At 72.8% G+C, this 25,964-nt stretch carries 26 protein-coding genes and 7 tRNA genes; 19 read left to right on the top strand and 14 right to left on the bottom strand.

Translation table 11 applies throughout. The features are described 5' to 3' along the window. The first annotated feature begins 42 nt into the window (after positions 1 to 42). Together cobA and AB0L89_RS26290 are read left to right on the top strand one after the other, a co-directional pair. A complete protein-coding gene (cobA, locus tag AB0L89_RS26285; protein WP_365145912.1) occupies positions 43 to 1,275 on the top strand; it encodes a uroporphyrinogen-III C-methyltransferase in 1,233 nt (410 codons plus the stop codon). A gap of 94 nt (positions 1,276 to 1,369) precedes the next feature. Then, positions 1,370 to 2,188, top strand: a complete 819-nt coding sequence (locus AB0L89_RS26290; RefSeq protein WP_365145535.1) for an RNA methyltransferase — start codon at positions 1,370 to 1,372, stop codon at positions 2,186 to 2,188. Positions 2,189 to 2,230: 42 nt separating this feature from the next. On the opposite strand, the gene AB0L89_RS26295 is transcribed toward AB0L89_RS26290, so the two are convergent. Continuing rightward, entirely contained in the window at positions 2,231 to 3,559 is a 1,329-nt protein-coding gene (locus AB0L89_RS26295) for a serine/threonine-protein kinase (protein WP_365145915.1), read from the bottom strand. Positions 3,560 to 3,755: 196 nt separating this feature from the next. Here AB0L89_RS26295 and AB0L89_RS26300 point away from each other — a divergent pair, with 196 nt between their 5' ends. The 4 genes from AB0L89_RS26300 (at position 3,756) to AB0L89_RS26315 (ending at position 5,941) form a co-directional block, all read left to right on the top strand. Further along, entirely contained in the window at positions 3,756 to 4,022 is a 267-nt protein-coding gene (locus tag AB0L89_RS26300) for a hypothetical protein (RefSeq protein ID WP_365145538.1), read from the top strand. A gap of 202 nt (positions 4,023 to 4,224) precedes the next feature. Beyond that, on the top strand, positions 4,225 to 4,428 hold the full coding sequence (locus AB0L89_RS26305; protein ID WP_365145541.1) for a hypothetical protein: 204 nt from the start codon (positions 4,225 to 4,227) through the stop codon (positions 4,426 to 4,428). Between the two features lie 172 nt (positions 4,429 to 4,600). Next, positions 4,601 to 5,557 (top strand): aminoglycoside phosphotransferase family protein, encoded by a 957-nt coding sequence (locus AB0L89_RS26310; protein ID WP_365145544.1) that lies wholly within the window; start codon positions 4,601 to 4,603, stop codon positions 5,555 to 5,557. Positions 5,558 to 5,626: 69 nt separating this feature from the next. Then, on the top strand, positions 5,627 to 5,941 hold the full coding sequence (locus AB0L89_RS26315) for a zf-TFIIB domain-containing protein (RefSeq protein ID WP_365145547.1): 315 nt from the start codon (positions 5,627 to 5,629) through the stop codon (positions 5,939 to 5,941). Positions 5,942 to 6,022: 81 nt separating this feature from the next. Here AB0L89_RS26315 and AB0L89_RS26320 read toward each other — a convergent pair. The 5 genes from AB0L89_RS26320 to AB0L89_RS26340 all read right to left on the bottom strand — a co-directional run bounded on the left by AB0L89_RS26320 (position 6,023) and on the right by AB0L89_RS26340 (position 6,487). After that, positions 6,023 to 6,097, bottom strand: a tRNA-Val gene (locus tag AB0L89_RS26320). A 22-nt stretch (positions 6,098 to 6,119) separates the two neighbouring features. After that, a tRNA-Val gene (locus tag AB0L89_RS26325) sits at positions 6,120 to 6,191 on the bottom strand. Between the two features lie 36 nt (positions 6,192 to 6,227). Further along, a tRNA-Val gene (locus AB0L89_RS26330) sits at positions 6,228 to 6,299 on the bottom strand. 1 nt (position 6,300) lies between these two features. Then, positions 6,301 to 6,374: transfer RNA gene (locus tag AB0L89_RS26335), tRNA-Cys, on the bottom strand. A gap of 40 nt (positions 6,375 to 6,414) precedes the next feature. Beyond that, positions 6,415 to 6,487 (bottom strand) — tRNA-Gly (locus AB0L89_RS26340). 144 nt (positions 6,488 to 6,631) lie between these two features. On the opposite strand from AB0L89_RS26340, the gene AB0L89_RS26345 reads away from it, so the two are divergent. The 3 genes from AB0L89_RS26345 to AB0L89_RS26355 are packed head-to-tail and all read left to right on the top strand — an operon-like array spanning position 6,632 to position 9,395. Next, positions 6,632 to 7,699 carry a chorismate-binding protein gene (locus tag AB0L89_RS26345; protein WP_365145550.1) on the top strand — a complete coding sequence of 356 codons (1,068 nt, stop codon included), beginning with the start codon at positions 6,632 to 6,634 and terminating at the stop codon, positions 7,697 to 7,699. Beyond that, a complete protein-coding gene (locus tag AB0L89_RS26350) occupies positions 7,696 to 8,517 on the top strand; it encodes an aminodeoxychorismate lyase (RefSeq protein ID WP_365145553.1) in 822 nt (273 codons plus the stop codon). The genes AB0L89_RS26345 and AB0L89_RS26350 overlap by 4 nt, the downstream gene beginning before the upstream one ends. A gap of 53 nt (positions 8,518 to 8,570) precedes the next feature. Continuing rightward, positions 8,571 to 9,395, top strand: coding sequence for a GNAT family N-acetyltransferase (locus AB0L89_RS26355; RefSeq protein ID WP_365145556.1), 825 nt, complete (start codon positions 8,571 to 8,573; stop codon positions 9,393 to 9,395). A gap of 23 nt (positions 9,396 to 9,418) precedes the next feature. On the opposite strand, the gene AB0L89_RS26360 is transcribed toward AB0L89_RS26355, so the two are convergent. Further along, entirely contained in the window at positions 9,419 to 9,946 is a 528-nt protein-coding gene (locus AB0L89_RS26360) for a DsbA family protein (protein ID WP_365145559.1), read from the bottom strand. Between the two features lie 185 nt (positions 9,947 to 10,131). On the opposite strand from AB0L89_RS26360, the gene AB0L89_RS26365 reads away from it, so the two are divergent. Continuing rightward, complete coding sequence (locus AB0L89_RS26365; protein WP_365145562.1) at positions 10,132 to 10,575, top strand: hypothetical protein; 444 nt, start codon at positions 10,132 to 10,134, stop codon at positions 10,573 to 10,575. A gap of 25 nt (positions 10,576 to 10,600) precedes the next feature. Here the strand turns inward: AB0L89_RS26365 and AB0L89_RS26370 are convergent, their stop codons facing one another. Next, positions 10,601 to 12,148 carry a DUF4874 domain-containing protein gene (locus AB0L89_RS26370; protein WP_365145565.1) on the bottom strand — a complete coding sequence of 516 codons (1,548 nt, stop codon included), beginning with the start codon at positions 12,146 to 12,148 and terminating at the stop codon, positions 10,601 to 10,603. Between the two features lie 182 nt (positions 12,149 to 12,330). Here AB0L89_RS26370 and AB0L89_RS26375 point away from each other — a divergent pair, with 182 nt between their 5' ends. Then, the gene (locus AB0L89_RS26375; RefSeq protein ID WP_365145931.1) at positions 12,331 to 12,585 is read left to right on the top strand and encodes a hypothetical protein; all 255 of its coding nucleotides are present in this window, start codon (positions 12,331 to 12,333) and stop codon (positions 12,583 to 12,585) included. Positions 12,586 to 12,621: 36 nt separating this feature from the next. Here the strand turns inward: AB0L89_RS26375 and AB0L89_RS26380 are convergent, their stop codons facing one another. Continuing rightward, positions 12,622 to 13,179, bottom strand: coding sequence for a CGNR zinc finger domain-containing protein (locus AB0L89_RS26380; RefSeq protein ID WP_365145568.1), 558 nt, complete (start codon positions 13,177 to 13,179; stop codon positions 12,622 to 12,624). A 215-nt stretch (positions 13,180 to 13,394) separates the two neighbouring features. Continuing rightward, positions 13,395 to 13,808 (bottom strand): SsgA family sporulation/cell division regulator, encoded by a 414-nt coding sequence (locus tag AB0L89_RS26385; protein ID WP_003959770.1) that lies wholly within the window; start codon positions 13,806 to 13,808, stop codon positions 13,395 to 13,397. Positions 13,809 to 13,999: 191 nt separating this feature from the next. Here AB0L89_RS26385 and AB0L89_RS26390 point away from each other — a divergent pair, with 191 nt between their 5' ends. Further along, entirely contained in the window at positions 14,000 to 14,434 is a 435-nt protein-coding gene (locus AB0L89_RS26390; protein ID WP_365145571.1) for a TIGR02611 family protein, read from the top strand. Between the two features lie 65 nt (positions 14,435 to 14,499). After that, positions 14,500 to 14,571: transfer RNA gene (locus AB0L89_RS26395), tRNA-Val, on the top strand. A gap of 104 nt (positions 14,572 to 14,675) precedes the next feature. Here the strand turns inward: AB0L89_RS26395 and AB0L89_RS26400 are convergent. Further along, on the bottom strand, positions 14,676 to 17,066 hold the full coding sequence (locus AB0L89_RS26400) for a hypothetical protein (RefSeq protein WP_365145574.1): 2,391 nt from the start codon (positions 17,064 to 17,066) through the stop codon (positions 14,676 to 14,678). A 122-nt stretch (positions 17,067 to 17,188) separates the two neighbouring features. Here AB0L89_RS26400 and AB0L89_RS26405 point away from each other — a divergent pair, with 122 nt between their 5' ends. Both AB0L89_RS26405 and AB0L89_RS26410 read left to right on the top strand, forming a co-directional pair. Beyond that, positions 17,189 to 17,635: an SRPBCC family protein gene (locus AB0L89_RS26405; protein ID WP_365145577.1), complete on the top strand. Its 447-nt coding sequence runs from the start codon at positions 17,189 to 17,191 to the stop codon at positions 17,633 to 17,635. Between the two features lie 39 nt (positions 17,636 to 17,674). After that, positions 17,675 to 17,746, top strand: a tRNA-Val gene (locus tag AB0L89_RS26410). Positions 17,747 to 17,890: 144 nt separating this feature from the next. Here the strand turns inward: AB0L89_RS26410 and AB0L89_RS26415 are convergent. Beyond that, on the bottom strand, positions 17,891 to 18,616 hold the full coding sequence (locus tag AB0L89_RS26415) for a 3'-5' exonuclease (protein WP_365145580.1): 726 nt from the start codon (positions 18,614 to 18,616) through the stop codon (positions 17,891 to 17,893). 167 nt (positions 18,617 to 18,783) lie between these two features. Here AB0L89_RS26415 and AB0L89_RS26420 point away from each other — a divergent pair, with 167 nt between their 5' ends. The 3 genes from AB0L89_RS26420 (at position 18,784) to thrS (ending at position 22,697) form a co-directional block, all read left to right on the top strand. Then, positions 18,784 to 19,350, top strand: a complete 567-nt coding sequence (locus AB0L89_RS26420) for a DUF4365 domain-containing protein (RefSeq protein ID WP_365145583.1) — start codon at positions 18,784 to 18,786, stop codon at positions 19,348 to 19,350. After that, complete coding sequence (locus tag AB0L89_RS26425) at positions 19,347 to 20,570, top strand: hypothetical protein (protein ID WP_365145918.1); 1,224 nt, start codon at positions 19,347 to 19,349, stop codon at positions 20,568 to 20,570. The genes AB0L89_RS26420 and AB0L89_RS26425 overlap by 4 nt, the downstream gene beginning before the upstream one ends. A gap of 147 nt (positions 20,571 to 20,717) precedes the next feature. Beyond that, a complete protein-coding gene (gene thrS / locus AB0L89_RS26430; RefSeq protein ID WP_365145586.1) occupies positions 20,718 to 22,697 on the top strand; it encodes a threonine--tRNA ligase in 1,980 nt (659 codons plus the stop codon). A gap of 16 nt (positions 22,698 to 22,713) precedes the next feature. On the opposite strand, the gene AB0L89_RS26435 is transcribed toward thrS, so the two are convergent. After that, positions 22,714 to 23,424, bottom strand: a complete 711-nt coding sequence (locus AB0L89_RS26435) for a potassium channel family protein (protein WP_365145589.1) — start codon at positions 23,422 to 23,424, stop codon at positions 22,714 to 22,716. Between the two features lie 67 nt (positions 23,425 to 23,491). On the opposite strand from AB0L89_RS26435, the gene AB0L89_RS26440 reads away from it, so the two are divergent. Beyond that, positions 23,492 to 24,058 carry an HIT domain-containing protein gene (locus AB0L89_RS26440; RefSeq protein ID WP_365145592.1) on the top strand — a complete coding sequence of 189 codons (567 nt, stop codon included), beginning with the start codon at positions 23,492 to 23,494 and terminating at the stop codon, positions 24,056 to 24,058. A gap of 82 nt (positions 24,059 to 24,140) precedes the next feature. On the opposite strand, the gene AB0L89_RS26445 is transcribed toward AB0L89_RS26440, so the two are convergent. Further along, positions 24,141 to 25,808, bottom strand: a complete 1,668-nt coding sequence (locus tag AB0L89_RS26445) for a hypothetical protein (protein WP_365145595.1) — start codon at positions 25,806 to 25,808, stop codon at positions 24,141 to 24,143. Between the last annotated feature and the right edge of the window lie 156 nt (positions 25,809 to 25,964).

Here is a 25,964-nt window from a genome sequence, read left to right on the forward strand (position 1 = left end):
GGCAGCCGCAACGCCCCGCACGAGGAGCCCCCAGCCATGGCCATGGCCGAAAACCCCGCCTACCCCGTAGGCCTCCGCCTCACCGGCCGCCGCGTCGTCGTCCTCGGCGGCGGCCAGGTGGCCCAGCGTCGCCTGCCCGCCCTCATCAAGGCGGGCGCGGACATCCTCCTCGTGTCCCCCTCGGCGACGCCTTCCGTGGAGGCGATGGCCGACGCGGGTGAGATCACCTGGACCAGGCGCCGCTACGAGAGCGGCGATCTGCACCACGCCTGGTACGCCCTGATCGCCACCAGCGACCACGAGGCGAACGTGCGGGCGTCGGCCGAGGCCGAGGAGCACCGCGTCTGGTGCGTCCGCTCCGACGACGCCGAGGCGGCCACCGCCTGGACCCCCGCCACCGGCCGCTCCGAGGGCGTCACGGTCGCCGTCCTCTCCTCCGACCTGCACGACCGCGACCCCCGCCGCACCGCCGCCATCCGCGACGCGGTCGTCGAGGGCCTGCGCGACGGCAGCCTGGTCGCCCCCCACCTGCGCACCCGTACGGCCGGTGTCGCCCTGGTCGGCGGCGGTCCCGGCGACCCGGACCTCATCACGGTCCGCGGCCGCCGCCTGCTCGCCGCCGCGGACGTCGTCATCGCCGACCGCCTCGGCCCCCGCGACCTCCTCGACGAGCTGCCTCCGCACGTCGAGGTCATCGACGCGGCGAAGATCCCGTACGGCCGCTTCATGGCCCAGGAGGCGATCAACAACGCCCTGATCGAGCACGCCAAGCAGGGCAAGGCCGTCGTGCGCCTCAAGGGCGGCGACCCCTACGTCTACGGCCGCGGCATGGAGGAGCTCCAGGCGCTCGCCGAGGCGGGCATCACCTGCACCGTCGTGCCGGGCATCTCCAGCTCGATCTCGGTCCCCTCGGCCGCCGGGATCCCCGTCACCCATCGCGGCGTCGCCCACGAGTTCACGGTGGTCAGCGGCCACGTGGCCCCGGACGACGAGCGCTCCCTGGTCGACTGGCAGTCGCTCGCCAAGCTGCGCGGCACCCTCGTGATCCTCATGGGCGTCGACAAGATCGGCAAGATCGCCGAGGCCCTGATCGCCCACGGCAAGGCGGCCGACACCCCGCTCGCCCTGATCCAGGAGGGCACGACGGCCGCCCAGCGCCGCGTGGACGCGACGCTCGGCACGGTCGCCGAAGCGGTCCGCACCCACGAGGTGAAGCCCCCGGCGGTCATCGTCATCGGCGAGGTCGTCAAGGTCGGCCCCCCGGCCCACGCCTGACCGCACCGGCCCCGGACCACCCGCACGTAACCAGCGGTAACGGAACCCGTTCCCAGCCGTTGGCACCACACCCAGGACAAGGCAGTATCACCCTGTGGCTGATCTCATCACCGTCGACGACCCCGACGACCCCCGCCTGCGCGACTACACGGGCCTGACCGACGTCGAACTGCGCCGCAAGCGCGAACCGGCCGAGGGCCTGTTCATCGCGGAGGGCGAGAAGGTCATCAGACGGGCCAAGGACGCCGGTTACGAGATGCGCTCGATGCTGCTCTCGGCCAAGTGGGTCGACGTCATGCGCGACGTCATCGACGAACTCCCGGCTCCCGTGTACGCGGTGAGCCCGGAGCTCGCCGAGCGGGTCACCGGCTACCACGTGCACCGCGGCGCCCTCGCCTCCATGCAGCGCAAGCCGCTGCCGACCGCCGACGAACTCCTCGCGACCACCCGCCGTGTGGTCGTCATGGAGGCGGTCAACGACCACACGAACATCGGTGCGATCTTCCGCTCCGCGGCCGCGCTCGGCATGGACGCGGTGCTGCTCTCCCCGGACTGCGCCGACCCGCTCTACCGCCGCTCGGTGAAGGTCTCGATGGGCGCGGTCTTCTCCGTTCCGTACGCCCGTCTGGAGTCCTGGCCCAAGGGTCTTGAGGGGGTGCGCGAGTCGGGCTTCAACCTGCTCGCCCTCACCCCCGACGAGAAGGCCACCTCCCTCGACGAGGCGGCCCCGCACCGCATGGACCGCGTCGCGCTGATGCTCGGCGCGGAGGGTGACGGCCTCTCCACCCAGGCGCTGGTCGCCGCCGACGAATGGGTCCGCATCCCGATGGCCCACGGCGTGGACTCGCTCAACGTGGGAGCGGCCGCGGCGGTCGCGTTCTACGCCGTGGCGACGGGCCGCCCGCAGTCCTGACCCGGCCGGGCGCGGGAAACCGCGCCCGACCCGCGGGAGCGCCTAGTCGTTCCGCTCCATCGTCGACTCGAAGTGCTCGGACATCACCTGTCCGTCCAGCGGCTGGTACGCCGCCCGGTCCCTCGGGTCCGGTCCACCGCCGCCGTCCATGCCCCGCGCGGGCCCCTGGCACCCCTGAGCTGCCGCGATCCCCAGGGCCACCAGCAGCGTCACGACCACGAACACGAAGAGCCGCTGCCGCAGCAGCCGTGGATTGGCGGGCCCGCGCCGTCCCGTACCGGTGGTGCGGGGGCCCTGCCGCCCGGTGCCGCTGCGCGGGGCGGGCCTGCTGCCGGAGCGCGTGGAGTTGCGGGACGGCGCGGGCCGGGAGCCGGACCGCGGACCGTTCGGCCGCGACGCGCCCGGCCGTGAGCCGCTGGGCCGCGGCGTGGGCGTGGGCCCCGGGCGCCGCTGGGTGCGCTGGTCGGCGTAGCTCTCGGCGAGCCGTCCCGTCGGCCGGTCGTGGTCCTGGCGCGGCGCGGGCGGGCGCACGTCACCGAGCCCCTGCGCCTCGCGGGCGGCGATCTCCTTGAGGCGCAGCGACAGCTGGAGCGTGCTGGGCCGCTCCTCCGGGTCCTTGGCGAGACAGGCCCTGATCAGCGGCGCGAGCGCGTCGGGCACGCCGTGCAGCTGGGCCTCCTCGTGGACCACGCGGTAGAGCATGACCTCGGAGCTGCCGTGCCCGAAGGGCGAGTCCGCCATGCCCGCGTACGCGAGCGTGGCACCCAGCGCGAAGACGTCGGTGGCGGGCGTGACCGCCGCGCCGCGCACCTGCTCGGGCGCGAGGAAGCCGGGCGAGCCGACGGCCGTGCCGACGTGCGTCAGGGTGGAGGCGCCGGTGGCCCAGGCGATGCCGAAGTCGATGATCCGCGGCCCCTTCGGGGACAGCAGGATGTTGGACGGCTTGAGGTCGCGGTGGACGACACCGGCCTCGTGCACGGCCACGAGCCCCTCGGCGAGCGCCGAGCCGACCACGGCCACCTCCGCGGCGGACAGCGGTCCCTCGGCGGCGACCTTGTCGTGCAGGGAGGGCCCGGGGACGTACTGCGTGGCGAACCACGGCCGGTCCGCGTCGAGATCGGCGGCCACGAGCCGGGCCGTGCAGCCGCCGCGGATGCGCCGGGCCGCCGACACCTCGCGGGCGAACCGCGAGCGGAACTCCTGGTCTTCCGCGAGGTCGGGCCGGATCACCTTCAGGGCGACGCGCTGCCCCCGCCGGTCCGACCCCAGATAGACGACCCCCATGCCGCCGGCGCCCAGGCGCCTGTGCAACCTGAACGAGCCGACGACACGCGGGTCCTCGCGCCGGAGCCGCATCATCGCCATGTCCATCCCCGCTACCCGGTCCGTCTGACGAGCCACAGCTTACGTTTCCACGGCCGGGCACGTGCAGAGGCCGCGCCCTCGCGGGCCGATCGATTGTCAGTGCCAGGTGGGAAACTTGAAGAGTGGTCAGGGCACGGGGGACGGGGGGCCGTTGACGCCCACCCGATCCCCAACCATCCATCGCTGAAGGGGGATTGATCCCGTGAAGGGTGATCGCGTGGAGATAGTCGTGGACGCCGGTGACACGACGCGTACGTACGAAGTGGTGGCGAGCCGGGCGGGCCGCCGGGTGGAGACGGCGGTCCGCAGGGGAGTGGTGGAAGTGAGCGAAGTCACCCGCAGCGGCTCCGTGGTGCGCACGGCCCGGTTCATGGCCACCCGCGTGCTGGCCCTGGTCGAGCAGCCGGTCCCCAGAGAGGACAGTTCCGAGGCCCCGGCGCGTCCCCTCCGGGAAGACCCCGAGTCCTAGGACCTCGTCTCCACCCACGGGAGTACACCGGCGCCGAGTGGTCATCCTCCGGGAGGCCAGGCAATCGGTACGAGGGCATGACGCCCGGCACCCTCCGCGCGCCTAGATTTGAGGTCAAGCGGCGGGTGCAGCACTCGTCCCCCGAGGTCAGACACCCGCCGCTGCCAGATCAACAGCACATCGAATCGTCAGGAGAGGAACCATGGCGGACACGGCACCGCGGACCATGTTCCGTACGCAGGGGCGCAGGTTCTCCGCGCTCGGCGTCCGCCCGTCCGGCACGCGCCATCCCTTGGTGGCGACGGCCATGGTCCTTCCCCTGGCAGCCCTGCTCGTGGTCGTCTTCGGCGGCTGGGACGCAGTGGTCACACAAGCGTCGTCCGTGGGCGTGATGCTGGGGCGCTGAGCGGCGCCCCAGGCCCGGAAGAGCGGTCCGGGCGGGGACATCCGGCCATGAAACCCCGTGGGGACGGGGGTGCGGCGGACGGCACAGATGCCCGCGCAGCTGGGGAGCTGCGCGGGCATTGCCGTGTCCGTACGCGGATCCGTGCCCCCACGACAGTGCGTACGCTCACCCCGTGCCCCCCGCTCTCCTCCCCGCCCTGACCGCAGAGGCCCGCGCCGCCGCCCACCCGTCGCCCGGCGCGACCTGCGCGTGCGCGGGCGGTGACGTGGTGCTCGCGGAGCGGGCGGACGCCACCGTCGTCCGGCACGGCGGCGTCGTCGTCAAGGCGCACGCTCCCGACACCGACCCCGACGAGCTCGCGGCACGCCTCGACGTCGCCGCGGGACTCCCCGCCGTCCTCCTGGCGCCCCTGCGCCCCGCCCCCGCGGACCTCCACGGCCGCCTCGTCACCCGCTGGCGCCACGGCACCCCCGTGGACCGCGACGACCCGGACGCCGCCCCCTGGGAGGCCGCGGCCTGCCTCCTCGCCCGGCTGCACGCCGTGCCCCCGGCCGCCCTGACCCCCGCGCTCCCGCCCATGCGCGGCCCCCGCAAGGCGGCCCGCGCCGTCGAGCGGCTGCGCGCGGCCGGACCGCACCCCGCCGCGCCCCCGGTCCTGCGGGCCTGGGCGGACCTGCCGCCCTGGGCGCGTGCCGAGGCCCCCGCGCCGGGCCCCCGCCGCCTGTGCCACGGCGACCTGCACCTCGGCCAGCTCGTGCGGGCCCCCGAGGGGAACTGGCTCCTCATCGACGTCGACGACCTCGGCACGGGCCCCGCCGCCTGGGACCTGGCCCGCCCCGCCGCCTGGTACGCCTGCGGTCTGCTCGCCCCCGGGGAGTGGACCCGCTTCCTGGACGCCTACCGGGCGGCCGGGGGCCCGGCCCTCCCGGCGGACGGCGCCGATCCCTGGCCCGCCCTGGACGTCCCCGCCCGCGCCCTCACCGTGCAGACCGCCGCCCTCGCGGTCACCAAGGCGGTCGCGGCCGGTCGACCCCTGGACGAGATCGAGCAGGCGCTGATCGATGCCTGCGACCGGATGACCGGAGTGCCCGCACCACCGCCCGAGTTGGCCCCCAGGTCGACGAAGTAGGGTGCGACGCACCGAAGCCGGGCAGAGATCCGGCGAAGCAGTCACCACCGGCGAGGAGTTGAGCCGTCCATGCAGTGCCCCAAGTGTCACGCACCGATGCACACGTACAACCGCAACGGCGTCCAGATCGAGCAGTGCAACGGCTGCCGCGGGATATTCCTGGACTACGGCGAGCTGGAGTCGCTGACCCGTCTGGAGGCCCAGTGGGGCGCCCAGCAGGCTCCGCCGCCGCCCGCTCCGCCGGCGGCTCCCCAGGGATACCCCCCGGCCCAGGCTCCCGCGTGGGGCGTCCCGCCCGGCGGTCACGGAGGCCATGGCGGCCACGGTGGTCACTACGGCCACCACCGTCACAAGAGCTTCGGGCACATGCTCTTCTCGTCCTGAACCATCGCGCCCCGAGGGACTCCGGTCCCGAGGGGACGACGAAGCCCCCGGTCCGTCGAAACGGCCCGGGGGCTTCGTGGGTGGTGCGCGATACTGGGATTGAACCAGTGACCTCTTCCGTGTCAGGGAAGCGCTCTCCCGCTGAGCTAATCGCGCAGGTCAACCTGCGTGTACTGCGTGCGCGATACTGGGATTGAACCAGTGACCTCTTCCGTGTCAGGGAAGCGCTCTCCCGCTGAGCTAATCGCGCGGGGTTCGGTCCGAGGACCAGGATCCGAAGATCCAGTGGACGATACTGGGATTGAACCAGTGACCTCTTCCGTGTCAGGGAAGCGCTCTCCCGCTGAGCTAATCGTCCTTGGAGGTGGAGACGGGATTTGAACCCGTGTAGACGGCTTTGCAGGCCGTTGCCTCGCCTCTCGGCCACTCCACCAGGAGTGTAGGGGTTCGGGAAGATCCCCCACTTTCCTGCGAGCGGACGACCAGGTTCGAACTGGCGACCTCAACCTTGGCAAGGTTGCGCTCTACCAACTGAGCTACGTCCGCTTGTCTTTCCGTTTCGCTTCCGCGTCCCGGCGACGTGTTGAACTCTAGCGGATTCCTGGGCCAGTACAAAAACGCGTTTGCGCAGCGTGCTGCGCTGTCACTGGTCAGGGGCGCCGCCGGGACGCCGGTCATAGACTCACAGCCGTGCACAGCCCCCCTCTGACGTCCTCTTCCGCGCTCCCTCCCCTGGCGCGCTTCGGCTCTCGCGTGGCCTCCGGTCTGCGGGACGTGACCAGCGATCCCGCGGCCCTGGACTCCACCGGCTTCTGGGCGGTGTCCGCGGACTTCGAGGGGGGTCTGGTCTGCGCCCGCTTCGACGACGTGCGCGAGGAGGCCGTGCCCGCCCCCGTCCCGGGCGGGTGGCACGGCCCCGCCGCCGGTGACTGGACGTCGTCCCTGGACCGCGCCGCGTACACGGACGGCGTGCGACGCGTACGTGAATACATCGCGGCCGGCGAGGTCTATCAGGCGAACCTCTGCCGCGTGCTCTCCGCGCCCGTGCCCGCCGACGCCGACGTGGACGCCCTCACCTCGCTCCTCGCGCGCGGGAACCCCGCTCCCTACGCCGGAACGATCCGTCTGCCCGGGCACGGCGTGGAGATAGCCACCGCGTCCCCCGAGCTCTATCTGCGCCGCGCGGGACGCACCGTGGAGTCCGGCCCCATCAAGGGCACCGGCCGGACCGAGGCGGACCTCCTGGAGAAGGACTACGCCGAGAACGTCATGATCGTGGACCTCGTCCGCAACGACCTCGGGCAGGTCTGCGCCACCGGCTCGGTGACCGTCCCCGACCTGTGCGTCGTCGAGAAGCACCCCGGGCTCGTCCACCTCGTCTCCACCGTGGGCGGGGAGCTGCGCCCCGGCGCGGGCTGGTCCGAGCTGTTCGGCGCGACCTTCCCGCCCGGCTCCGTCACCGGCGCCCCCAAGTCCAGCGCGCTGCGGATCATCGACGAGCTGGAGCCGGCGCCGCGCGGCCCCTACTGCGGCGGCATCGGCTGGGTCGACGCCGACCGGGGCACCGGCGAGCTCGCCGTCGGCATCCGCACCTTCTGGATCGACCGTGCCGCCGGCGTGCTCCGCTTCGGCACCGGAGCGGGCATCACCTGGGGCTCGGACCCCGAGGGGGAGTGGCGGGAGACCGAGCTGAAGGCCGCGCGACTGCTGGCGGTAGCGTCGGGGACGTACGAAGCGAGTGGAGGAACCCCAACGTGAAGATCTGGCTCAATGGCGGGCTGCAGGACCTCGACGACGCCCGGGTCTCGGTCCTCGACCACGGTCTGACGGTCGGCGACGGCATCTTCGAGACGGTGAAGACGGTCGAGGGCGCGCCCTTCGCCCTGACCCGCCACCTGGCCCGGCTGGCCCGGTCGGCGCGGGGCCTCGGGCTGCCCGAGCCGGACCTCGACGAGGTGCGCCGCGCCTGCGCCGCCGTCCTCGCCGCCAATCCGCTGCCGCTGGGCCGACTGCGGATCACCTACACCGGAGGGCTCTCGCCGCTCGGCTCGGACCGCGGCGACCAGGGCACCACGCTCGTCGTCGCCCTCGGCGAGGCCGCCCCGCGCCCGGATTCCACCGCGGTGATCACCGTGCCGTGGACCCGCAACGAACGCGGCGCGCTGACCGGCCTGAAGACCACCTCGTACGCGGAGAACGTCGTGGCCCTGGCCCGCGCCCACGAACAGGGCGCTTCGGAGGCCCTGTTCGCGAACACGGTCGGACAGCTCTGCGAGGGCACGGGCTCCAATGTCTTCGTCGTCCTGGACGGCGAGATCCACACCCCGCCGGTCGCCTCCGGCTGTCTCACCGGCATCACGCGCGAGCTGACCGTCCAGTGGACGGGCGCCCGCGAGAGCGACCTGCCGATGGACGTCCTGGACCGCGCCGACGAGGTCTTCCTGACGTCGACGCTGCGCGACGTCCAGGCCGTGCACCGCGTGGACGGGCGCCAACTGCCCGCCGCCCCCGGTCCGGTGACCGCCAAGGCGATGCGGCTCTTCGCCGAGCGTGCCGCCGGCGACCTGGATCCGTAAGTCCCGCGAAACCCTGGTGACGGGCCGGGGTCAGCGCGGGTAGAACACCTGTGATGACCACGACCCTGCGGCCGACCGGGCCGCTCCAGCAAGGCGCCGACGGCGCGAAGTCGCGCACGTACGACGTCTGTGTGAACAGCAGGCCCGTGGGCTCCATAGCCCTCGCCACCCACGACGTCTTCGGGCCCGAGGTCTGCCGGGTGACGGACCTGCGCATCGCGGAGCCGGACCGGGGGCGCGGCCGGGGGACCGTGGCCGCGCTGGCCGCCGAGGAGGTGGCGCGCGGCTGGGGCTGCGCGCGCATCGAGGCGACCGTCCCGGCCGACGCGACGGCGGCCCTGCGGCTCGCCACGGCCCTCGGCTACGTCGAGCGCAACCGCACGATGGCCAAGCCGCTGTCCGACGAGGTGCCCGCGCTGCCCGACGGCGTCGCGTGGCGGCCGATGACCGAGGACGAGTACGTGTCCTGGCTGGCGGAGAAGGTCGAGGCCTACACGCTCGACTGGGTCGAGCGCGGTGTCCCCGAGGCCGAGGCGCGCGCGAAGTCCGAGTCGGATCACGCGCGCTTGCTGCCGCAGGGCCTCGCGACGCCCGACACCTGGCTGAGCGTCCTCACGTCCGGGGGCACGCGGGTGGGCACCCTGTGGGTCGCCCTGCAAGGCGAGAGCGGCTTCGTCTACCGGGTCGAGGTGAGCGAGGAGCACCGCGGGCACGGCCACGGCCGCTCCCTGATGGGCCTCGCCGAGGAACTCACCCGGGCGGCAGGCCGCCACCGCATCGGCCTCAACGTCTTCGCGGGCAACGTCCCGGCCCATCGCCTGTACGAGTCCCTCGGCTACGAACCCGACGCGTACTACCTCTACAAGCCGCTGCTCTAGCGGCCAGGGAGCCTCCGGCCGGGTCAGGAGGCGTCGGCCGCGAGCAGCCGGTCGGTGATCTCCTCGACGCGCTCGCGCAGGCCCTCCTGGCTCTTGCCGCCGTCCAGACGCTCGCCGCCGACGACGTACGTGGGCGTGCCGGTGACGCCGAGCGCCTTGCCCTCGGCCTGGTCGGCGTCGACGATCAGGATGTGCCGTCCGTCGATGAGGGCGGTGTCGAACTCCTCGGCGTCCAGGCCCAGTTCGCGGGCCGTGTCCACCAGGACGGCCTCGCCCCGGGCGGACAGCTCCTCGACCTTGCCGAGCACCGCCTCGACGTAGGGCCACCCCTCGCCCTGCGCGAAGGCCTCCTCGGCGGCCTGGGCGGCGGCGAAGGAGTGCTTGTGCTTCTCGAGGGGGAAGTGCCGCAGGCGCAGTTCGACGCGGTCGCCGTAGCGGGCGCGCAGGGCGCGCACGTCGTCCAGGGCGGTGTGGCAGTCGGGGCACTGCAGCTCGCACCAGACGTCGAGGACGACGGGGCGGGCGGGGCGATCGGCGGGGGAATCGTTCATGGGCACAGTGTTCCAGCCGGTGGACACGCCTCCCAACCGGGACCTGGGGAGGAGGCGGACCCCGAGATGACCCGGAAATGTGCCCGAGGTCCGCACCGGGCGTGGCTCCACGGCACCCACCCGGTGCAGGATGGAAGGGACGACAGTGTCTTTTTCCTACGTACGCTGCATGCCTGGAGGACCGGATGATTGCCGAGACCGTCTGTTCCGCCGTATCCGCGGCCGGGCTGGGCATCGCCGCGATCACGGCCTATCGCAAGCGCTTCCTCGCCGCGGCCCGCCTCGCCGCGTACTCCCTGGTGCCGGTGGGCCTGGTGCTGACGGGAGTCGTGGGCTGGGCGGCCGACACCGCCTTCAGCCTCAAGGCGTGGGTCGGCTTCGGCCTGCTCGGCGCGGCCTGGCTCATGTTCCTGGGCACCCGCGCGGTGGAGCGCCGCACGGGCGGCACCCGCAAGGAGCGCAGGGCCGCGAAGGCCGCCCAGCGCGAGGCGGTGGCCCCCACGGCGTCGGCGCCCTCCCTCGGGCAGGGCTCCCGGCCGGCCGCCGCCCGGCCCGCGGCGCAGCCGAAGGCCGCGCCCGCGGAGGACTTCAGCGACATCGAGGCCATCCTGAAGAAGCACGGCATCTGACGCTCCGCGCCCGCCCCCGGCCGGGTCAGCGGCCCGGCCCCACCTCGGCCAGGACGTTCACGCCGTCCACCCAGGGCACCGAGGCGTTCGCGCACCGCACGGCGCGCCCCCGGCCGGGGAAGGCCGGATCGGGCAGCGCGAGCCCGATGCGGTGCGGGCCGCGCGCGCCCGCCGGCAGGTCCAGTGCGGCGCGCACGGTCGAGACCGCGGGTGCCGCATGGTCGTCGCCGGTCTCCGCGCGCCCCTGGGGCCGCCAGTCGCGCCAGTCCGCCCCCGTGTCGGCCGCGGCCACCGTCCGCCCGGCCGCGTCCAGCAGCACCAGGCGCACGGGCCGCGGATGCTTGGGCGCCGCGAAGCCGCGGTTGACCACGTCGACCTCCACGGGGAGCCGCCCGCCCCGCCGCGCCGCTGCCGGGTCGTAGCGCACCTCCCGCACCTCCACCCGGTAGCCGAGGTGATCGCGCAGGTACTCGAACTGGGTACGTTCCACCGAACGCCCCGCGCGGTCCCTGAAGTACCCGTCGGACACCGGAAGGCGTGCCTCCGTGGCCTGCCGCTCGGTGAGCCGCGCCGCCTTCCAGCCGGGGACGGTGACGGTGGCGTTGTGCACGAGCGAGAGGCTGTCGAAGCGGAGCGTCTGGAGCCGGCGCGCGGCGGCGATCCCGGGGATGACGGTGCTCCACGCGTACGGGTCGGAGCTCTGCCCCTTGTCCCAGGGCATCTCGCCGTCCATCATCCGCGTCGGCGACACGTCGAGGTAGGCCGGCCAGCCGGGGTTGCCGGGCACGTAGTAGTCCCACAGCCCCTCGCCCAGCGTCACGTAGTCGTTGTGGAACCCGACGCGGTCCAGGATCGCCCTGTTGGTGATCATGTCCCGCTTCTCCGCGTACCGGACCTGGGTGTGCAGCCCCGGCGGCAGTGCCTCGACGAGCGTCGTCATGATGGCGGTGACGGCGTCGGGGTACGTCTCGTGCGCGTAGTGGCTGCCGTGCCACTCGCCCCAGGTGCCGAGGAACCCGGCCTGCCAGACCGCCACGACATCGCTGTTGCGTGCCACGATCGGCGCCAACTGGCCGATGTGGCGCTGGATGTCCTGGACCGTGTAGCGACGGTTCTCCCGCACCCCGTCGTCGTACACGAAGCGCAGGACCGCCGCGTACCCCTTGCTCCGCAGGCCGCGGAAGACGCTCTCGATGTTGTCGAGCGCGCGCTGCGGGATCGTCGAGGTGGCGAAGTCCCAGAGGTAGAAGTAGAGCTGGGTGAGATTCGCGCCGCCGCCGTACTCGCGCTCCAGGAGGTCGAGGGTGCGCGCCGCGTCGGGGGAGTGGTCCTGTTCGTTCGGCCAAGGGCTCGTCAGGTCGACGGCGTTGTACGACATCTCGTAGCGGAAGCCGCGGCGCGGATTGGGCAGCGGGGCGCGGCCGTCCGGATCGTCCGGCCGGATGCCGCGGTGCGGGACCCGGCGCCACGCGCGCGCCCGCCCGGTGGCGGCCGACGCGGCGCCGGGCGACACCGTCGCCAGCGCCGCCGTGCCGAGCGCGGTCGTCAACAGCCGTCTGCGTGCCACCGACATGAGGGCTCCCTCGTTCGAGTGCGGGCGGTGCCGCAGAGTCTCGCGAGGGGCGCGGCCCCCGAGCCATGGACGGAACGTGCCGGACGCTGGACTTTTGCCGTTCACGGAATCCGGCGAACTCCCGTCCGATCCGGGCGTGTTGGTCAACGGAGGTCTCGTACCTGCGTCATCATCACCGCGAGATGCTTGACACCACCACACCGGGCGATGCCGCCCCGCCGGACGAGGGACGGCAGACGGCACCGGCCCATGAGCGACGACCTGCCGACGTGCGGCCCCCCGCCGCCGCCGAGGAAGAGGAGCGACCCGCCGCCTTCGACGACACGGAGAGGCAGGGCTGTCTCTTCGCTCTCTCCCAGCCGCCCCTGATGATCTTCCTGACGGTGATCGGCACGCTGATCCTGCTGGCCTCGCTGCACGACCTGCTGCTGCTCTAGTGCTCCGGTGCGCAGGCGCGCCGTCGCGGGGCCGCGCTAGCCCGCGGCTTCCTTGCGGCGGGCGCGGTAGGCGGCGACGTGCAGGCGGTTGCCGCAGGTGCGGCTGTCGCAGTAGCGCCGTGAGCGGTTGCGCGAGAGGTCGACGAAGGCGCGCCGGCAGTCCGGTGCCTCGCAGCGCCGCAGCCGGTCCTGCTCCCCGGCGACCACGAAGAAGGCCAGCGCCATCCCGCAGTCGGCCGCCAGGTGGTCCGCGATGGACGCCCCCGGCGCGAAGTAGTGGATGTGCCAGTCGTAGCCGTCGTGGTCGGTGAGCCGGGGCGTGGTGCCCGCCGCCGCGACGAGTTCGTTGATGATCACGGAGGCGGTCTGCGGCTCGGGGTGCGCGAAGACCTCCCCGAAGCGTCCGCGGACCCGGCGCACATCGGCGAGATCGCCCTCGGTGAGCTCTCCGACGTCACTGACTTCGTGGCTTCGTACGAAATCGGCGAGTGCCGCCAGATCCGCGAGCCCGTCGGTGCCGTCCTCCTCCGGCGCGGTGTTCACCAGATCGACCACGGCGTCGAGGGAACACCGGGTGTCGTGGGTGATCAGCACGATTAGCTCCCTGGCCTGGGGGTCGGGTCGGTGCCCGCCGATGCTGGCCGATGCTAGCGGCTTCCCCTCACGACGCACCGGCGCCGTCGCCGCGGGAAGCCCGCGGCGACGGCGCCGGTGTCTGCTCTGTTCGCCTTGTGTCGCTGTGTCGTCACTGCCTGTGCCGTCGCCCCGAGTCGGACGGCGTGAGTGGCTCTCGACGCGCCTCGTGGCCGTCAGCTCTCGGCCAAGATGTGTGAGAGCTCCGTGTCGAGATCGAAGTGACGGTGTTCCGTGCCGGGTGGCACGGCTGCGTCCGTCCGCTTCAGGAAGGATTCCAGGGCCCGCGCCGGGGCCTCGAGCAGGGCCTCGCCCTCCGGGGAGCTCAGGGCGATGCAGACGACGCCCTGACCGTGGCTGCGGGACGGCCAGACTCGGACGTCGCCGGTGCCGGTGGGCCGGTGGAGGCCCTCGGCGAGGAGGTCGCGGGCGAAGACCCACTCGACGGTCTCCTCGGCTCCGGTGTGGAAGGTGGCGTGCACGGCATAGGGATCGGCCGTGTCATACCGCAGTCCTGCGGGTACAGGCAGTGAGGACTCGCTCGACACAACGAGGCGCAGGTGCAGCTCGCAGCTGACCGTGGTGTTCATAAGCGCCAGGGCCTTTCGCTCAGTGTGCGCTCGGGGATTCGCACGTCGGCGAAATCGACATGCCACCTACGGTGCCGTTGTAAACCCCTCTGAGGGTTTTGCGTGTCTTTAGGTAGCTCGTATGGCGGGTTGTCTCATCCGTGCATGCGCCCATTCCGGTGACGGGTTTCCGTCCGGTAGGGTTTGGCCGCATGAATACGGGGAGTAACGAGCCGGCGGGGGTCGCGGAACCGACCGCCGGAGCCGCCGCCGAGCCGCCGCTCGGCTCTCGGGCGCCGGAGTTCGTCCAGTCGCGGAAGATGCTGCACCTCAGCTGGCAGGTGGGCGTCTTCGTCGTGGGTCTCGCGGTCGTCGTCGCGGGCATCATCATGCTGCCCCTGCCGGGGCCCGGCTGGCTGGTGATCTTCGGGGGAATGGCGATCTGGGCGACCGAGTTCGTCTGGGCCCAGCTGGTGCTGCGCTGGACGAAACGCAAGGTCACCGAGGCCGCGCAGCGGGCGCTCGACCCCAAGGTGCGGCGCAGGAACATCATTCTGACGACCATCGGCCTCGTGATCGTCGCGGTGCTGGTCGCCATCTACGTGTGGAAGTTCGGCATCACGATGCCGTGGAAGATCAAGGAGTGACCCGCGGGTGACTCCGGGGCGGTCGGGAGCACCCTCTGACATGGGGTAATGTTCTCTCTGCGCCCGGGCGATTAGCTCAGTGGGAGAGCGCTTCGTTCACACCGAAGAGGTCACTGGTTCGAACCCAGTATCGCCCACCCCGGATTGCGGCCCGGAGGCTTTAGAGCCTCCGGGCCGTTCTCGTATTTCCGTTCCTTTCAAAGGAATTGACGGTTCCACATGTTTCGGCGGTCCGCGTCAATCAGTGCATTCGGCTGAACGCATTCCGGAACTTGCGTGCGTCGCGCAGGCGTTGTTCGTACGTGGCGCCGACGGCCAGGAGCAGCAGGCCCGCGAGCGCGGGCGGCACCCAGCGGGGCAGCGCGTCGGCGACCTGCACGATGTAGGGGGCCAGTTCGTGCAGCGCGTCCAGGGTCAGGACCGTGCCGCCCAGGACGAGTGGGGCGCTCAGCCGGAGGTGGGCGCCCGCGAGGGTCAGGGCGAGGGCCGCGGTGCCGAGCAGCAGGGGGCGCTGCCAGTGCGCGTCGCTCCAGGCGGCCGCGAGGCTCGGCAGCAGCGTGGCCGCGAGCCCCGGGCCGTAGGCCGTCCAGGACGAGACCTCGGCGTCGCGGCGGCGCCGCAGCAGACCGATGAGGAGCGCGGGGACGGTGACCGGCAGGGTGTACGCCTCCGGGACCGTGACCTCCCAGGACGCCAGGCGGACCCAGCTCGCCAGGACGAACAGCACGGCGGCCGCGTAGCCGACGGAACGGCGGTCCGCGCGCAGGGCGGTGCCCGACGCGATGAGCCCGGCGAGGGCCAGGGCGAGCGCGAGCGTGGGCGCGTGGCCCGCCGTGAGGGCGACGGCGAGGACTCCGGACGCGGCCGCCGTGATCTCGACGGGCGGCGTCAGGGGGTGCCGGCCCAGCCGGGCGGCGGCCAGTGCGGCGAGGCTCGGGACCGTGAGCACGAGCAGACCGATGTGCTCCGGGCGCAGGCCCCACGCGGCGCCCGCGGCACAGATCAGCGCGGTGGCGTGGGCGACGGACGCGCAGGCCGCCAGGACGGCGGCGGCTCGTGCGGGCCCGGTGCGCCGTGCCGTGTACGCGCAGGACACCAGGAAGAGGGCCGTCAGCGCGCCGAGCGTGGTGAGGGTGGCCGTCGCGGTGGCCAGGGACAGGAACGCGACGCTCACCGAGGTCGCCGACGCCAGGACCGACGCCGTGAGCACCTGGGCGGCGGACGCGGCGCGTGCCGCGCGGGCGAGCAGGGCCGCGGTCAGCAGGATGGGGGCCGCGAGCGCGACGGCGTAGGGGAGTTGGAGCGCGGACGGCAGGGCGAGGGCCGCCGACCAGGCGAGCACCGGGGCGCCGTGGCGGGCCAGGTCCTGACCCGCGGCGCCCAGCCGGTCGCGCGCCACGAGCAGCACGGCGGCGACGGCCGCGAGGACCAGGGGAGCCAGGAGCGGATGAGCCAGGGGCAGGTCGAGCAGCAGGGCGTCCCCGGCGTCCGAGGGCGTGCCCGACCAGGCGCGAGTGGCCCAGCCGAGCGGTCCGCACAGGGCGAGGGCGGCGACGGGCAGTGCCCACAGCACCGCGAGGCCCTGCACCGCGGCCGACGCCCCGGCGACCCCGCGCCGCACGCACCGGGGCAGCCCCGTCCGTATGACCGCCAACAGCGCGATCCCGCACGCCAGATGCGCCGGCACCGTCCACACGGCGGGCAGCGCGGTCCGCAGCATCCCGCCGGACGCGGCCACCACGAGCAGGCCCGCGGCGCCCGCCGCACCGGTGGAGACCTCGGCGTTCTTCGACCACCACGCGGCGCCCAGCGCGATCAGGGCGGCGCACAGCAGCAGCGCGCCCGCGCGCGCCGCACCGGCCGGGTCCGTGGCCTGCGCCGACAGCCAGCCGGCGCTCGCCGCGCCCCACAGACCGAGGGCACCGGCACCGGCCCCGGCGACGACCCGCACGGACCGGACGCCCGCCCACAGCGCGAGCGCGGTGTCGAAGGCCGCCGTCACCAGCAGCGCGGCCGTCATGACGTGATCGCCCGCCTGCGCGGCGCCCGCCCAGAGGACCAGGGGGAGTTGCGCCGTCGCCACGGCCGTCGGCAGCGGCAGACGCAGCTCCCGCAGCAGCAGGCCGTAGCCCGCCCACAGCGTCGCGAGGGCCGCCGAAGCCGCCGCCGCGTACCCGAGCGCGTCCGTGCCGGACAGGGCGAGGTGGCGCAGCGCGTACGTGTCGAGGACGGTCAGCGCGAGGCCGAGGCCCGCCACCGCCTCCGCCGTCGAACGCAGCGAACGCCGCAGCAGGAACGCGGGAGCGCCGAGCGCCGCCAGCGTCACCGCGCCGAGGACGGCACTGCGGCCGCCGATGCCCAAGTGCCCCCAGCTCACCACCGTGAAGGCGATCGCCGCGATGGTCAGGAGCACGCCTCCCAGTGAGAGCAGCACGTTCTGCGCGCTCGGGGGAGTGTTCCCGGCGGCGGGCGGCCCGGCCGGACGAGGGGGCGGCCCGGCCGGGCCCGCCGCGCGCAGGACACCGAGCAGCCAGGCCCGGCGTTGCAGCAACTGCGTCCTGCGCGCCTCCAGTTGGCGCAGCTCCCAGTCGAGGAGCCGCAGCTCCTCGGCCGGTGGCGGAAGGTTCGTCATGTCCCGAGAGTGTGCTCCGCGCCACGTCGCCCGGCATCGGCGCGCGTACTCAGGACGTACTCAGATCCGGGCACGTACTCAGAAGCGGCGCCGCGGCCCGCGGGGCCCGGCAGACTCGGGCCATGGACTGGTGCCGCTACCGCTTCCGCAGCGTCTGGGACCTGCCCGGCGCGCCCGCCGACGTCTACGCCGTCCTGGAGCGGGTCGAGGACTATCCGCTGTGGTGGCCGCAGGTGCGCGAGGTGACGCCGGTCGACGACCGAAGCGGCGTCGCGCGCTTCCGGTCCTTCCTGCCGTACGAGCTGGTCGTCACGGCGCGGGAGCGGCGCCGCGACCCCGCGGCGGGGGTCCTGGAGGTCGCCATGACCGGGGACCTGGACGGCTGGGCGCGCTGGACCCTCGCGCCGGGACCCGTCGGGACGAGGGCCCGCTACGACCAGGAGGTCGAGGTGCGCAGACCCCTGATGCGGCGGCTCGCGGTCCCCGGGCGGCCGGTCTTCCGGCTCAACCACGCCCTGATGATGAGGGCGGGGCGGCGGGGCCTGACCGCTCACCTGGAAGCGGTTTGAAGGAAGGGCGCCGGGACCTGTATTGTTCAGTGCGTTCCCGGGCGATTAGCTCAGTGGGAGAGCGCTTCGTTCACACCGAAGAGGTCACTGGTTCGAACCCAGTATCGCCCACCCGGAGAATGCCGGTCCGTCAGCAGACGGACCGGTTTTTTCTTGCCCGCTCCGACCCGGTCCGGCCCGCCCTGCCGCGGTCCGGCCCGCTGCGGCCCGCTGCGGCTCGCGCCACCCTGCACCCGGTGCGCGCGCCGTCGACGCTCAGGCGGCCGCCGGGAGTTCGGGCCGCAGCGGCCACGCCGGGTCGACCTCCTCGGGCGAACCGCTGCGCGCGAACCACGCCTGCAGCCCGCGTGCCTGCGCCGCGTGCCAGACGGCCTGCAGCGTGTGCAGCTCGGCCGGCGAAAGACGCTCCAGACGCGAGGCGAAACGGCGCCCCACCGCACGGACGACGTCGAGGGCGGCCTGCGCGTCCGCCGCCGCGTCATGGGCGTCCGACAGCTCCACCTCGTAGTGCGCGCACAGATCGGTCAGTGTGCGCCGGCCCTTGCGGTAGCGGTCCAGGTGCTTGTCCAGGACCCGCGGATCGATCACGCACAGCGGCGAGCCCTCCATGTACCGGCCCAGCGACGAGGCACGGTGCCTGCGCAACTCCCGGTCCAGGATGGTCAGATCGAACGGCGCGTTCATCACCACGATCGGCCGGCCCGCCGCGCCCTGCTCGGCCAGATCGCGCGCTATCTCCTCCATCACCGGCGCCGGCCACCGGCCGTTGCGCTGCAGATGCTCCTCCGTCAGTCCGTGCACCGCGGTGGCCGCCTCGGGCACCGGGATGCCCGGATTCACCAGCCACCGGGTGATGCGCGGCCGGGTGCCCGCGCCCTGCTGGACGACGACGGCGGCCGAGACAATCCGGTCGGTCTCGACGTCGACGCCCGTGGTCTCCGTGTCGAATGCGGCCAAGGGGCCCTCGTACCAGCACGTCATAGGACGCAACTCCTCGTTCAGTTCCGGCAGATGACGTTCGGTCCCCTGCCCACGCTGGTGATACCCGGGCCGTTTGCGCTGTACGCGGCCCGGAGACAACAGAGGTACGGGGCCTTGACATCGACGGCCCCAGCGGGGAACTACCGGGTTCGGAAGGCACGTTGGACATGGCGCTCGCGCAGCCCGAACAGGGTGGGCTGCTGCCCGAGCGGATCGCACCGCCGCGCGGCACACTCGCCACCACCGCCTGTATGGAGACGCTTCAGGTGGGTTATCTGCACGCCGTCGCCGCGGCCGCGGGGTGCTCGCTCTCGCAGCCCTTCCCGGACAACGGCATCGACTGGCACGTCAGCCACAGCGCCCCCGGGCACACGGTCGACGACGAGGTCACCATCAAGGTCCAGCTCAAGTGCACGTACCAGATACCGCCGAACCCCCGCGGGCCGACGTTCTCCTTCACCCTCGACAACGCCCACCTGGTGAAGCTCGCCCGCACCCCGGTCTCGGTCCACAAGATCCTGGTCGTGATGCTCGTGCCCCGCTCCCAGGACGACTGGCTGCGCGCCGGACACGACCGGCTCGACCTGCGGCACTGCTGCTACTGGACCAACCTCGCCGGGCACCCGGTGACCGGCAGCCGGCGCACCACCGTGCGCGTCCCGACCTCGCGGATCTTCGACGACCGTGCGCTCTGCGAGATCATGACGCGCGTCGGGACGGGAGGGAGACCCTGATGCACCGCCCCTTCGACATCGACGGACCCGTACCCGCCGGCCGCCCGCACCCCGCCCCCGCCGGGTGGCCGCAGCCGCCCGAACCCGACCTCGTCGACCCCGCCGTGCTCGCCGCGCTGCTCGCCCGGCACGGCTGGCAGCGCCGCGGGGGAGCCCCCGGCCGCTACGCCCGGTGGACGCCACCGGGCCCCGGTGGCGCGGGCACCAGCCTCCTCGTCCCCGAGAGCCGCGCCTTCCCCGACTGCGAGGACCTGATCGGCGAGGCCCTCGTGGCCCTGTCCCGCAGCGCCTCGCCCGCCGCCCGCGACGTGCTCGTCGGGCTCGCCGTGCCCAGCGACGAGATCCGCTGGTGGCGCGATGTGCCGGTCGGTCCCGCGGGCTCCGCGCCTTGGCCGGTGGAGGAGCAACTGCGCTCCGCCGCACGGCAGATGCTGCTCGCCGGGGCGCTCGCCGCGCGCGGCCGTGCCGGGTACTACGGCGCGCGCCACCGTGGTCCCGCCGCCGCGTCCCTGGAGAACGTCCTGGTCGGGACCGCGCCCGGCGGGCGCGCACTGACCGCCTTCGTGCCCGTCCCGACCGGCCGGTCGCTCGCGGTCCGGCTGCACCAGGCGCTGTACGCGGCCCGGGAGGCCGTCGACTACCAGCGGGCCACCGGCGGCATGGACGCCTTCGACGGCGCCGTCGAGGCGGGGGTGAGCCACGAGCTGACCGAGGCGATCGTGGCGCTGGTGCGCGGCACGGAGGGGGCCCGCGTCGCGGTCGAGTGGGCGCCCGGCGCCGGGGTGCCCGAGGGGTGCGCGGCCGCCGCCGAGCCCGTGGAGTTCTCGCCCGGCGACCTGCCCGCGCTGCGCGAGGCGGGCGTCCGCTACCTGCGCGACGAGCCGTCGGTGCCGGTGCGGATCACCGGGGCCGTGGTGCGGATGCGGCGGGCCTCGCCGCGCGGGGACGGCACGGTGCGGATCCGGGTGCTCGCGGGCGCGGACGTCCCGCACGTGCGGATGACGCTGGACGAGGAGTCGTACCGCATCGCGGGCCACGCCCATCTGGTCGGGCTGCCGATCCGGGTGCACGGACGCCTGGAGAGCCGGGGCGGGTTCCGTAGACTCACCGGGGCGGGCGGGGTGGTGTCGGTGCAGGTGGACGAGGCCGAGCGGGACCGGCTCATGAAGTCGCTCCAGGAGAACCTCGACTTCTTCGAGGAGGCGTGCAGCACGGACTGAGCGCGGGCGGTGGGGGCGCCGGTCCGGAGGGTGGCCTTCCGGGGGCCGGGGGACAACCGTTTCGCGGCGGGCCCCCAGGGCTCGGTACGATCCCTAGTGCGTGCGTGAAAGGAAAGCGCCGCAGCCCCCTTCAGCAAGGAGAGACCGGTGTCAGACGTCCGTGTGATCATCCAACGCGATTCCGAGCGGGAAGAGCGCGTGGTGACGACGGGCACTACGGCCGCCGAGCTCTTCCCCGGTGAGCGCACCGTCGTCGCCGCCCGCGTGGCCGGCGAGCTGAAGGACCTCGCGTACACCGTGGCCGAGGGCGACGAGATCGAGCCCGTCGAGGTCTCCTCCGAGGACGGCCTGAACATCCTGCGCCACTCGACCGCGCACGTCATGGCGCAGGCCGTGCAGGAGCTCTTCCCCGAGGCCAAGCTGGGCATCGGCCCGCCCATCAAGGACGGCTTCTACTACGACTTCGACGTCAAGGAGCCGTTCACCCCCGAGGACCTCAAGCGCATCGAGAAGAAGATGCAGGAGATCCAGAAGAGGGGGCAGAAGTTCTCGCGCCGCGTCACCACCGACGACGACGCCCGCGTCGAGCTCGCCGACGAGCCCTACAAGCTGGAGCTCATCGGCCTCAAGGGCAACGCGGCGCAGGCCGCCGACGGCGCCGACGCCGAGGTGGGCGGCGGCGAGCTGACCATCTACGACAACCTCGACGCCAAGACCGGCGAGCTGTGCTGGAAGGACCTCTGCCGCGGTCCCCACCTGCCCACCACCCGCGTCATCCCCGCGTTCAAGCTGATGCGCTCGGCCGCCGCCTACTGGCGCGGCAGCGAGAAGAACCCCCAGCTGCAGCGCATCTACGGCACCGCCTGGCCCTCGAAGGACGAGCTGAAGGGCTACCTCGACTTCCTCGCCGAGGCCGAGAAGCGCGACCACCGCAAGCTGGGCGCCGAGCTCGACCTGTTCTCCTTCCCGGAGGAGCTGGGCCCGGGCCTCGCGGTCTTCCACCCCAAGGGCGGGGTGATCCGCAAGGTCATGGAGGACTACTCGCGGCGCCGCCACGAGACCTCCGGCTACGAGTTCGTGAACACCCCGCACCTCTCGAAGGAACACCTCTTCGAGACCTCGGGCCACCTGCCGCACTACGCCGACGGCATGTTCCCGCCCATCCAGTTCGACGAGCAGAACTACCGCCTCAAGGCGATGAACTGCCCGATGCACAACCTGATCTTCAAGTCGCGCGGGCGTTCCTACCGCGAGCTGCCGCTGCGCCTCTTCGAGTTCGGCACCGTGTACCGGTACGAGAAGTCGGGCGTCGTGCACGGCCTGACCCGCTCGCGGGGCTTCACGCAGGACGACTCGCACATCTACTGCACCAAGGAGCAGATGGCCGAGGAGCTCGACAACCTCCTCACCTTCGTGCTCGACCTGCTGCGCGACTACGGCCTGACCGAGTTCGAGCTGGAGCTGTCCACCCGCGACGACTCCGACAAGTTCATCGGCTCGGACGAGGACTGGGCGGAGGCCACCGAGGCCCTGCGCCTTGCCGCCGAGAAGCAGAACCTGCCGCTCGTGCCCGACCCGGGCGGCGCCGCGTACTACGGCCCGAAGATCTCCGTCCAGGTGAAGGACGCGATCGGCCGGTCCTGGCAGATGTCGACCCTCCAGGTCGACTTCAACCAGCCCAAGCGGTTCGGCCTGGAGTACACGGCCGCGGACGGCTCGCGCCAGCAGCCCGTCATGCTGCACCGCGCCCTGTTCGGCTCGATCGAGCGGTTCTTCGGTGTGCTCCTGGAGCACTACGCGGGCGCGTTCCCGGCGTGGCTGGCCCCGGTGCAGGCCGTCGGCATCCCGATCGGCGACGCGCACGTGCCGTACCTGGAGGAGTTCGCCGAGAAGGCCCGCGCCCAGGGGCTGCGCGTCGAGGTCGACTCGTCCTCGGACCGCATGCAGAAGAAGATCCGCAACCAGCAGAAGGCCAAGGTGCCCTTCATGGTCATCGCGGGCGACGAGGACATGAACGCCGGTTCGGTGTCCTTCCGCTACCGCGACGGCTCGCAGGAGAACGGCATCCCCGTCGACGAGGCCATCGCGAAGATCGCCAAGGTCGTCGAGGAGCGTGCGCAGGTCTGACCGGATGCCCGGCCGGTCACTCCGGCCCGGCGCCGTCGTCGTGGCGTGACGAGGCCCCCGGGGTGTTCCCCGGGGGCCTCGTGCCGTCCTCGCCCCCCTCGCGCGCGAAGACCTGGAGGAGCCACGAGGAGAACGACCCGGTGATCGCGCCGAGCAGTGCGAGACCGCAGCCCATCAGGCCGACGGCGACGAGCCGCCCGAGCGGGGTCACCGGGGTGACGTCCCCGTAGCCGACCGTGGCCAGGGTGGCGCAGGTCCACCACACCGAGTCCCCGAAGGTGTCGATCGTCGCGCCGGGTGCCCCGCGCTCCTGGTCGTACACGGCCAGGGCCCCGGCGAAGCCGATGAGCAGCGCGGCCAGGCCCGCGTACGCCATCACGCGCGCGTACAGGGCGAGCCGCGGACGGGCGCGCCGCCGCTGGACCGCCTCGTAGGCGTGCACGATCCGCAGCGGCCGCAGCAGCGGCAGCACGAGAACGACCGTATCCAGCCAGTGCGTACGGACGAAGCGGAACCGCTGCCCGCTCAGCCGCCACCGCACCCCGTAGTCCACGGCGAACACCGCCCACGCCCCGAGCGTCACCACCACGCACGCCGCACGCCAGGCCGGGGGAAGCCCGGTGGCGAGGACCCGCACCGCGTACGCCGCCAGGAACAGCAGCGATGCCGCCGCCAGCGGAACTTCCGCGCGGCTCTCCCAGCGTGCCTGCCGGCTGTCGTCGATCATCGGCCAAGCTTCACCGCGGACCCCCGGGGATCCGCCCCGCCGACACGCTCCGAACGGGCGAAGTCATATGCTTCGCCTCATGACGAGTGAGCCGGAGCAGCAGATCGGAGTGGGGACGCAGGACGCGTTCCAGCGCCTGTGGACGCCCCACCGGATGGCGTACATCCAGGGCGAGAACAAGCCCACGGGACCGGGGGCCGACGACGGCTGCCCCTTCTGCTCCATCCCGGCCAAGTCCGACGAGGACGGGCTCGTGATCGCGCGCGGCGAGCAGGTGTACGCGGTGCTGAACCTCTACCCGTACAACGGCGGGCACTTGATGGTCGTGCCCTACCGTCACGTCGCGGACTACACCGACCTGACCGACGCGGAGACCGTCGAGCTGGCCGCGCTGACCAAGCAGGCGATGACGGCGCTGCGCGCCGCGTCCGGGGCGCACGGCTTCAACATCGGCATGAACCAGGGGACCGTGGCGGGCGCCGGCATCGCCGCGCACCTGCACCAGCACATCGTCCCGCGCTGGGGCGGCGACACCAACTTCATGCCGGTGGTGGGGCACACGAAGGTGCTGCCGCAGCTGCTCGCCGACACCCGCAAGATGCTCGCGGACGCCTGGCCCGCGCCGACCGCCTAGCGGAGCGGTCCGCCCGGCCCGGCCCGCCGGGCGAGCCGCGCGGACCGGCGCACGACCCCGGGACCGCGCGGTCCCGGGGGCCTCACGCGTCGTAGACATCCGCCTTCTTCGGCATCGGGTCCTGGATGGCTCCGCTGAGGAAGCTGGAGCGGGCACCGAACTTGTCCGTGTTCACGCCGTTTTCCTCCAGGACCTTGATCGCCGCCGAGTGCACCACGCGCAGCACCGGAGTGGCGGCGCGCAGCGCGTCGTCGGCCATGAAGCGGTGCCGCCACGGCTTGTCCGCCCACGCGTGCCGCAGGCCGAAGGGCTCGGGCAGGACCAGCTTGCCGCCGAGGTAGTCCAGCAGCGGCGGGTACCAGGTGAAGGGGGCGCGGACCGCGAGGCGCACGACCTCGTCGGCGTCGACCAGCGGGAGATTGCGCGAGGTGGTCTCCCAGAACTTGATCGGCTTGGCGACCGTCTTCGTCTTCGGCGACGGCTTGCTGGTGAACAGCGAGTGCACGGGGCCCAGGGCGTGGCCGGTGACCTCGATGCGCAGCGTCTCGTGCAGCACAGTCACCGTGATCAGCATCGTGATGACCAACTGGCCGTCCCAGAGCGTGAACTGCACGCCCAGGTAGTGGCGGTTGCCGCTGCCGAACTGCTGCTCGTTGCAGATGCGCTGTATCTCGTGGCCGCGGATCTGGAAGGCCTCGACGTCCGTGCCGGAGGGGCGGGACACCGCCTTCGCGTTCTCCCCGATGGGGGAGACGATCCAGTGCTTTATGTCCGGGGTGGGGAAGCCGCCGGTGTGCAGGGGGCCGCGCTCCAGCATGCGGAGCTGGTCGTGCACCGCCCGGATGACGTCCCAGCTGCGGAAGGGGTTGATCTCCTTGCCCGCCTCGGCGGGGATCAGCTCCTCGGCCAGCTGCCAGCTGCCCCAGCGGGTGCCCATGCCCAATATGCCCTTGGGGCCCGCGTAGAAGACGGAGTTGCTCTGCTGCTCCGCGGAGAGCCGGGCCAGGCCCTGGCGCAGCCGCTCGGCGGCCGTCTCGCCCGGACTGCCGGGCACCGCCTCGGGGATCTTCGCGCCGATGCCGCCGCCCGCGAGCAGGCCGGACCAGCGCTCGCGCATGTCCCTCGCGGTGCGCTCGGCGATCTGCTTGGCCCAGTACCAGCCGACCACGGGCAGGACGATCGCCGCGCGCAGGTACCAGGCCCAGAAACCGCCGAACGGCAGCTTGATCAGGAACAGCACGGCCAGCACGCCCACGGCGACCAGCACGGCCGTGGCCAGCGCGCCCGCGCGCTTGTTGTCGCTCTTGGCGACCTGGCGCCTGATGGTGAAGACGGCCAGCCACACGATCAGCCCCGGCAGGAAGAGCAGACCGCACAGCACCATCACGGCGGTCAGCCAGCTGTCGCGCTCCTTGCGGATGCGGTTCGCCGCCAGACAGTGCTCGACGACCGCCTGCGGCTCGATGCCGAAGGACTGGATGAGCGGGCTGCGCCCGCCGCCGAGCATCCGCACCTGCACGGTCCGCGCGAACGCCTCGCCGAGGTTCGGCTTGAACAGCGACCAGAGGCCGTCCTTCACCTCGGACTTGTGCCATTCGTTGTTGGCCTTGAGGAGGCCGTCGACATCGCCGTCGCGATACGCGGCCGAGGCCAGGGCGTGCGTCGCCGCGGTCTGTCCCGCGGCACCCGAGAGCGGAACCTGGGCCCCGGGCCTGAAGTCGAATACATCGTCCGCCACTGCCGCCCCCATCGCCGCGACGCCTTCGCTGCTGCGGCTCTTCCCGACTTCCCTGCCCGGCACACCTGTTGCCGGACGGCACATCCGTTGATCAGGTCATCAGCGTATCCGGGCGCACCGCCATCCGGCAGGGGACCTCGGAATGCCGCCCGCCCGCCGCGCGGCGGG

The sequence above is a fragment of the Streptomyces sp. NPDC052114 genome (genome assembly GCF_040680155.1).
GTDB lineage: Bacteria > Actinomycetota > Actinomycetes > Streptomycetales > Streptomycetaceae > Streptomyces.

What these genes read in the sequence shown, in the direction of transcription:
- cobA (WP_365145912.1), top strand. Translation starts at nt 43, where the DNA reads ATGGCCGAAAACCCCGCCTACCCCGTAGGCCTCCGCCTCACCGGCCGC.
- AB0L89_RS26295 (WP_365145915.1), bottom strand. Translation starts at nt 3,559, where the DNA reads ATGGACATGGCGATGATGCGGCTCCGGCGCGAGGACCCGCGTGTCGTC.
- AB0L89_RS26305 (WP_365145541.1), top strand. Translation starts at nt 4,225, where the DNA reads ATGGCGGACACGGCACCGCGGACCATGTTCCGTACGCAGGGGCGCAGG.
- AB0L89_RS26315 (WP_365145547.1), top strand. Translation starts at nt 5,627, where the DNA reads ATGCAGTGCCCCAAGTGTCACGCACCGATGCACACGTACAACCGCAAC.
- AB0L89_RS26355 (WP_365145556.1), top strand. Translation starts at nt 8,571, where the DNA reads ATGACCACGACCCTGCGGCCGACCGGGCCGCTCCAGCAAGGCGCCGAC.
- AB0L89_RS26360 (WP_365145559.1), bottom strand. Translation starts at nt 9,946, where the DNA reads ATGAACGATTCCCCCGCCGATCGCCCCGCCCGCCCCGTCGTCCTCGAC.
- AB0L89_RS26365 (WP_365145562.1), top strand. Translation starts at nt 10,132, where the DNA reads ATGATTGCCGAGACCGTCTGTTCCGCCGTATCCGCGGCCGGGCTGGGC.
- AB0L89_RS26370 (WP_365145565.1), bottom strand. Translation starts at nt 12,148, where the DNA reads ATGTCGGTGGCACGCAGACGGCTGTTGACGACCGCGCTCGGCACGGCG.
- AB0L89_RS26375 (WP_365145931.1), top strand. Translation starts at nt 12,331, where the DNA reads ATGCTTGACACCACCACACCGGGCGATGCCGCCCCGCCGGACGAGGGA.
- AB0L89_RS26385 (WP_003959770.1), bottom strand. Translation starts at nt 13,808, where the DNA reads ATGAACACCACGGTCAGCTGCGAGCTGCACCTGCGCCTCGTTGTGTCG.
- AB0L89_RS26390 (WP_365145571.1), top strand. Translation starts at nt 14,000, where the DNA reads ATGAATACGGGGAGTAACGAGCCGGCGGGGGTCGCGGAACCGACCGCC.
- AB0L89_RS26400 (WP_365145574.1), bottom strand. Translation starts at nt 17,066, where the DNA reads ATGACGAACCTTCCGCCACCGGCCGAGGAGCTGCGGCTCCTCGACTGG.
- AB0L89_RS26405 (WP_365145577.1), top strand. Translation starts at nt 17,189, where the DNA reads ATGGACTGGTGCCGCTACCGCTTCCGCAGCGTCTGGGACCTGCCCGGC.
- AB0L89_RS26415 (WP_365145580.1), bottom strand. Translation starts at nt 18,616, where the DNA reads ATGACGTGCTGGTACGAGGGCCCCTTGGCCGCATTCGACACGGAGACC.
- AB0L89_RS26420 (WP_365145583.1), top strand. Translation starts at nt 18,784, where the DNA reads ATGGCGCTCGCGCAGCCCGAACAGGGTGGGCTGCTGCCCGAGCGGATC.
- AB0L89_RS26435 (WP_365145589.1), bottom strand. Translation starts at nt 23,424, where the DNA reads ATGATCGACGACAGCCGGCAGGCACGCTGGGAGAGCCGCGCGGAAGTT.
- AB0L89_RS26440 (WP_365145592.1), top strand. Translation starts at nt 23,492, where the DNA reads ATGCTTCGCCTCATGACGAGTGAGCCGGAGCAGCAGATCGGAGTGGGG.
- AB0L89_RS26445 (WP_365145595.1), bottom strand. Translation starts at nt 25,808, where the DNA reads ATGGGGGCGGCAGTGGCGGACGATGTATTCGACTTCAGGCCCGGGGCC.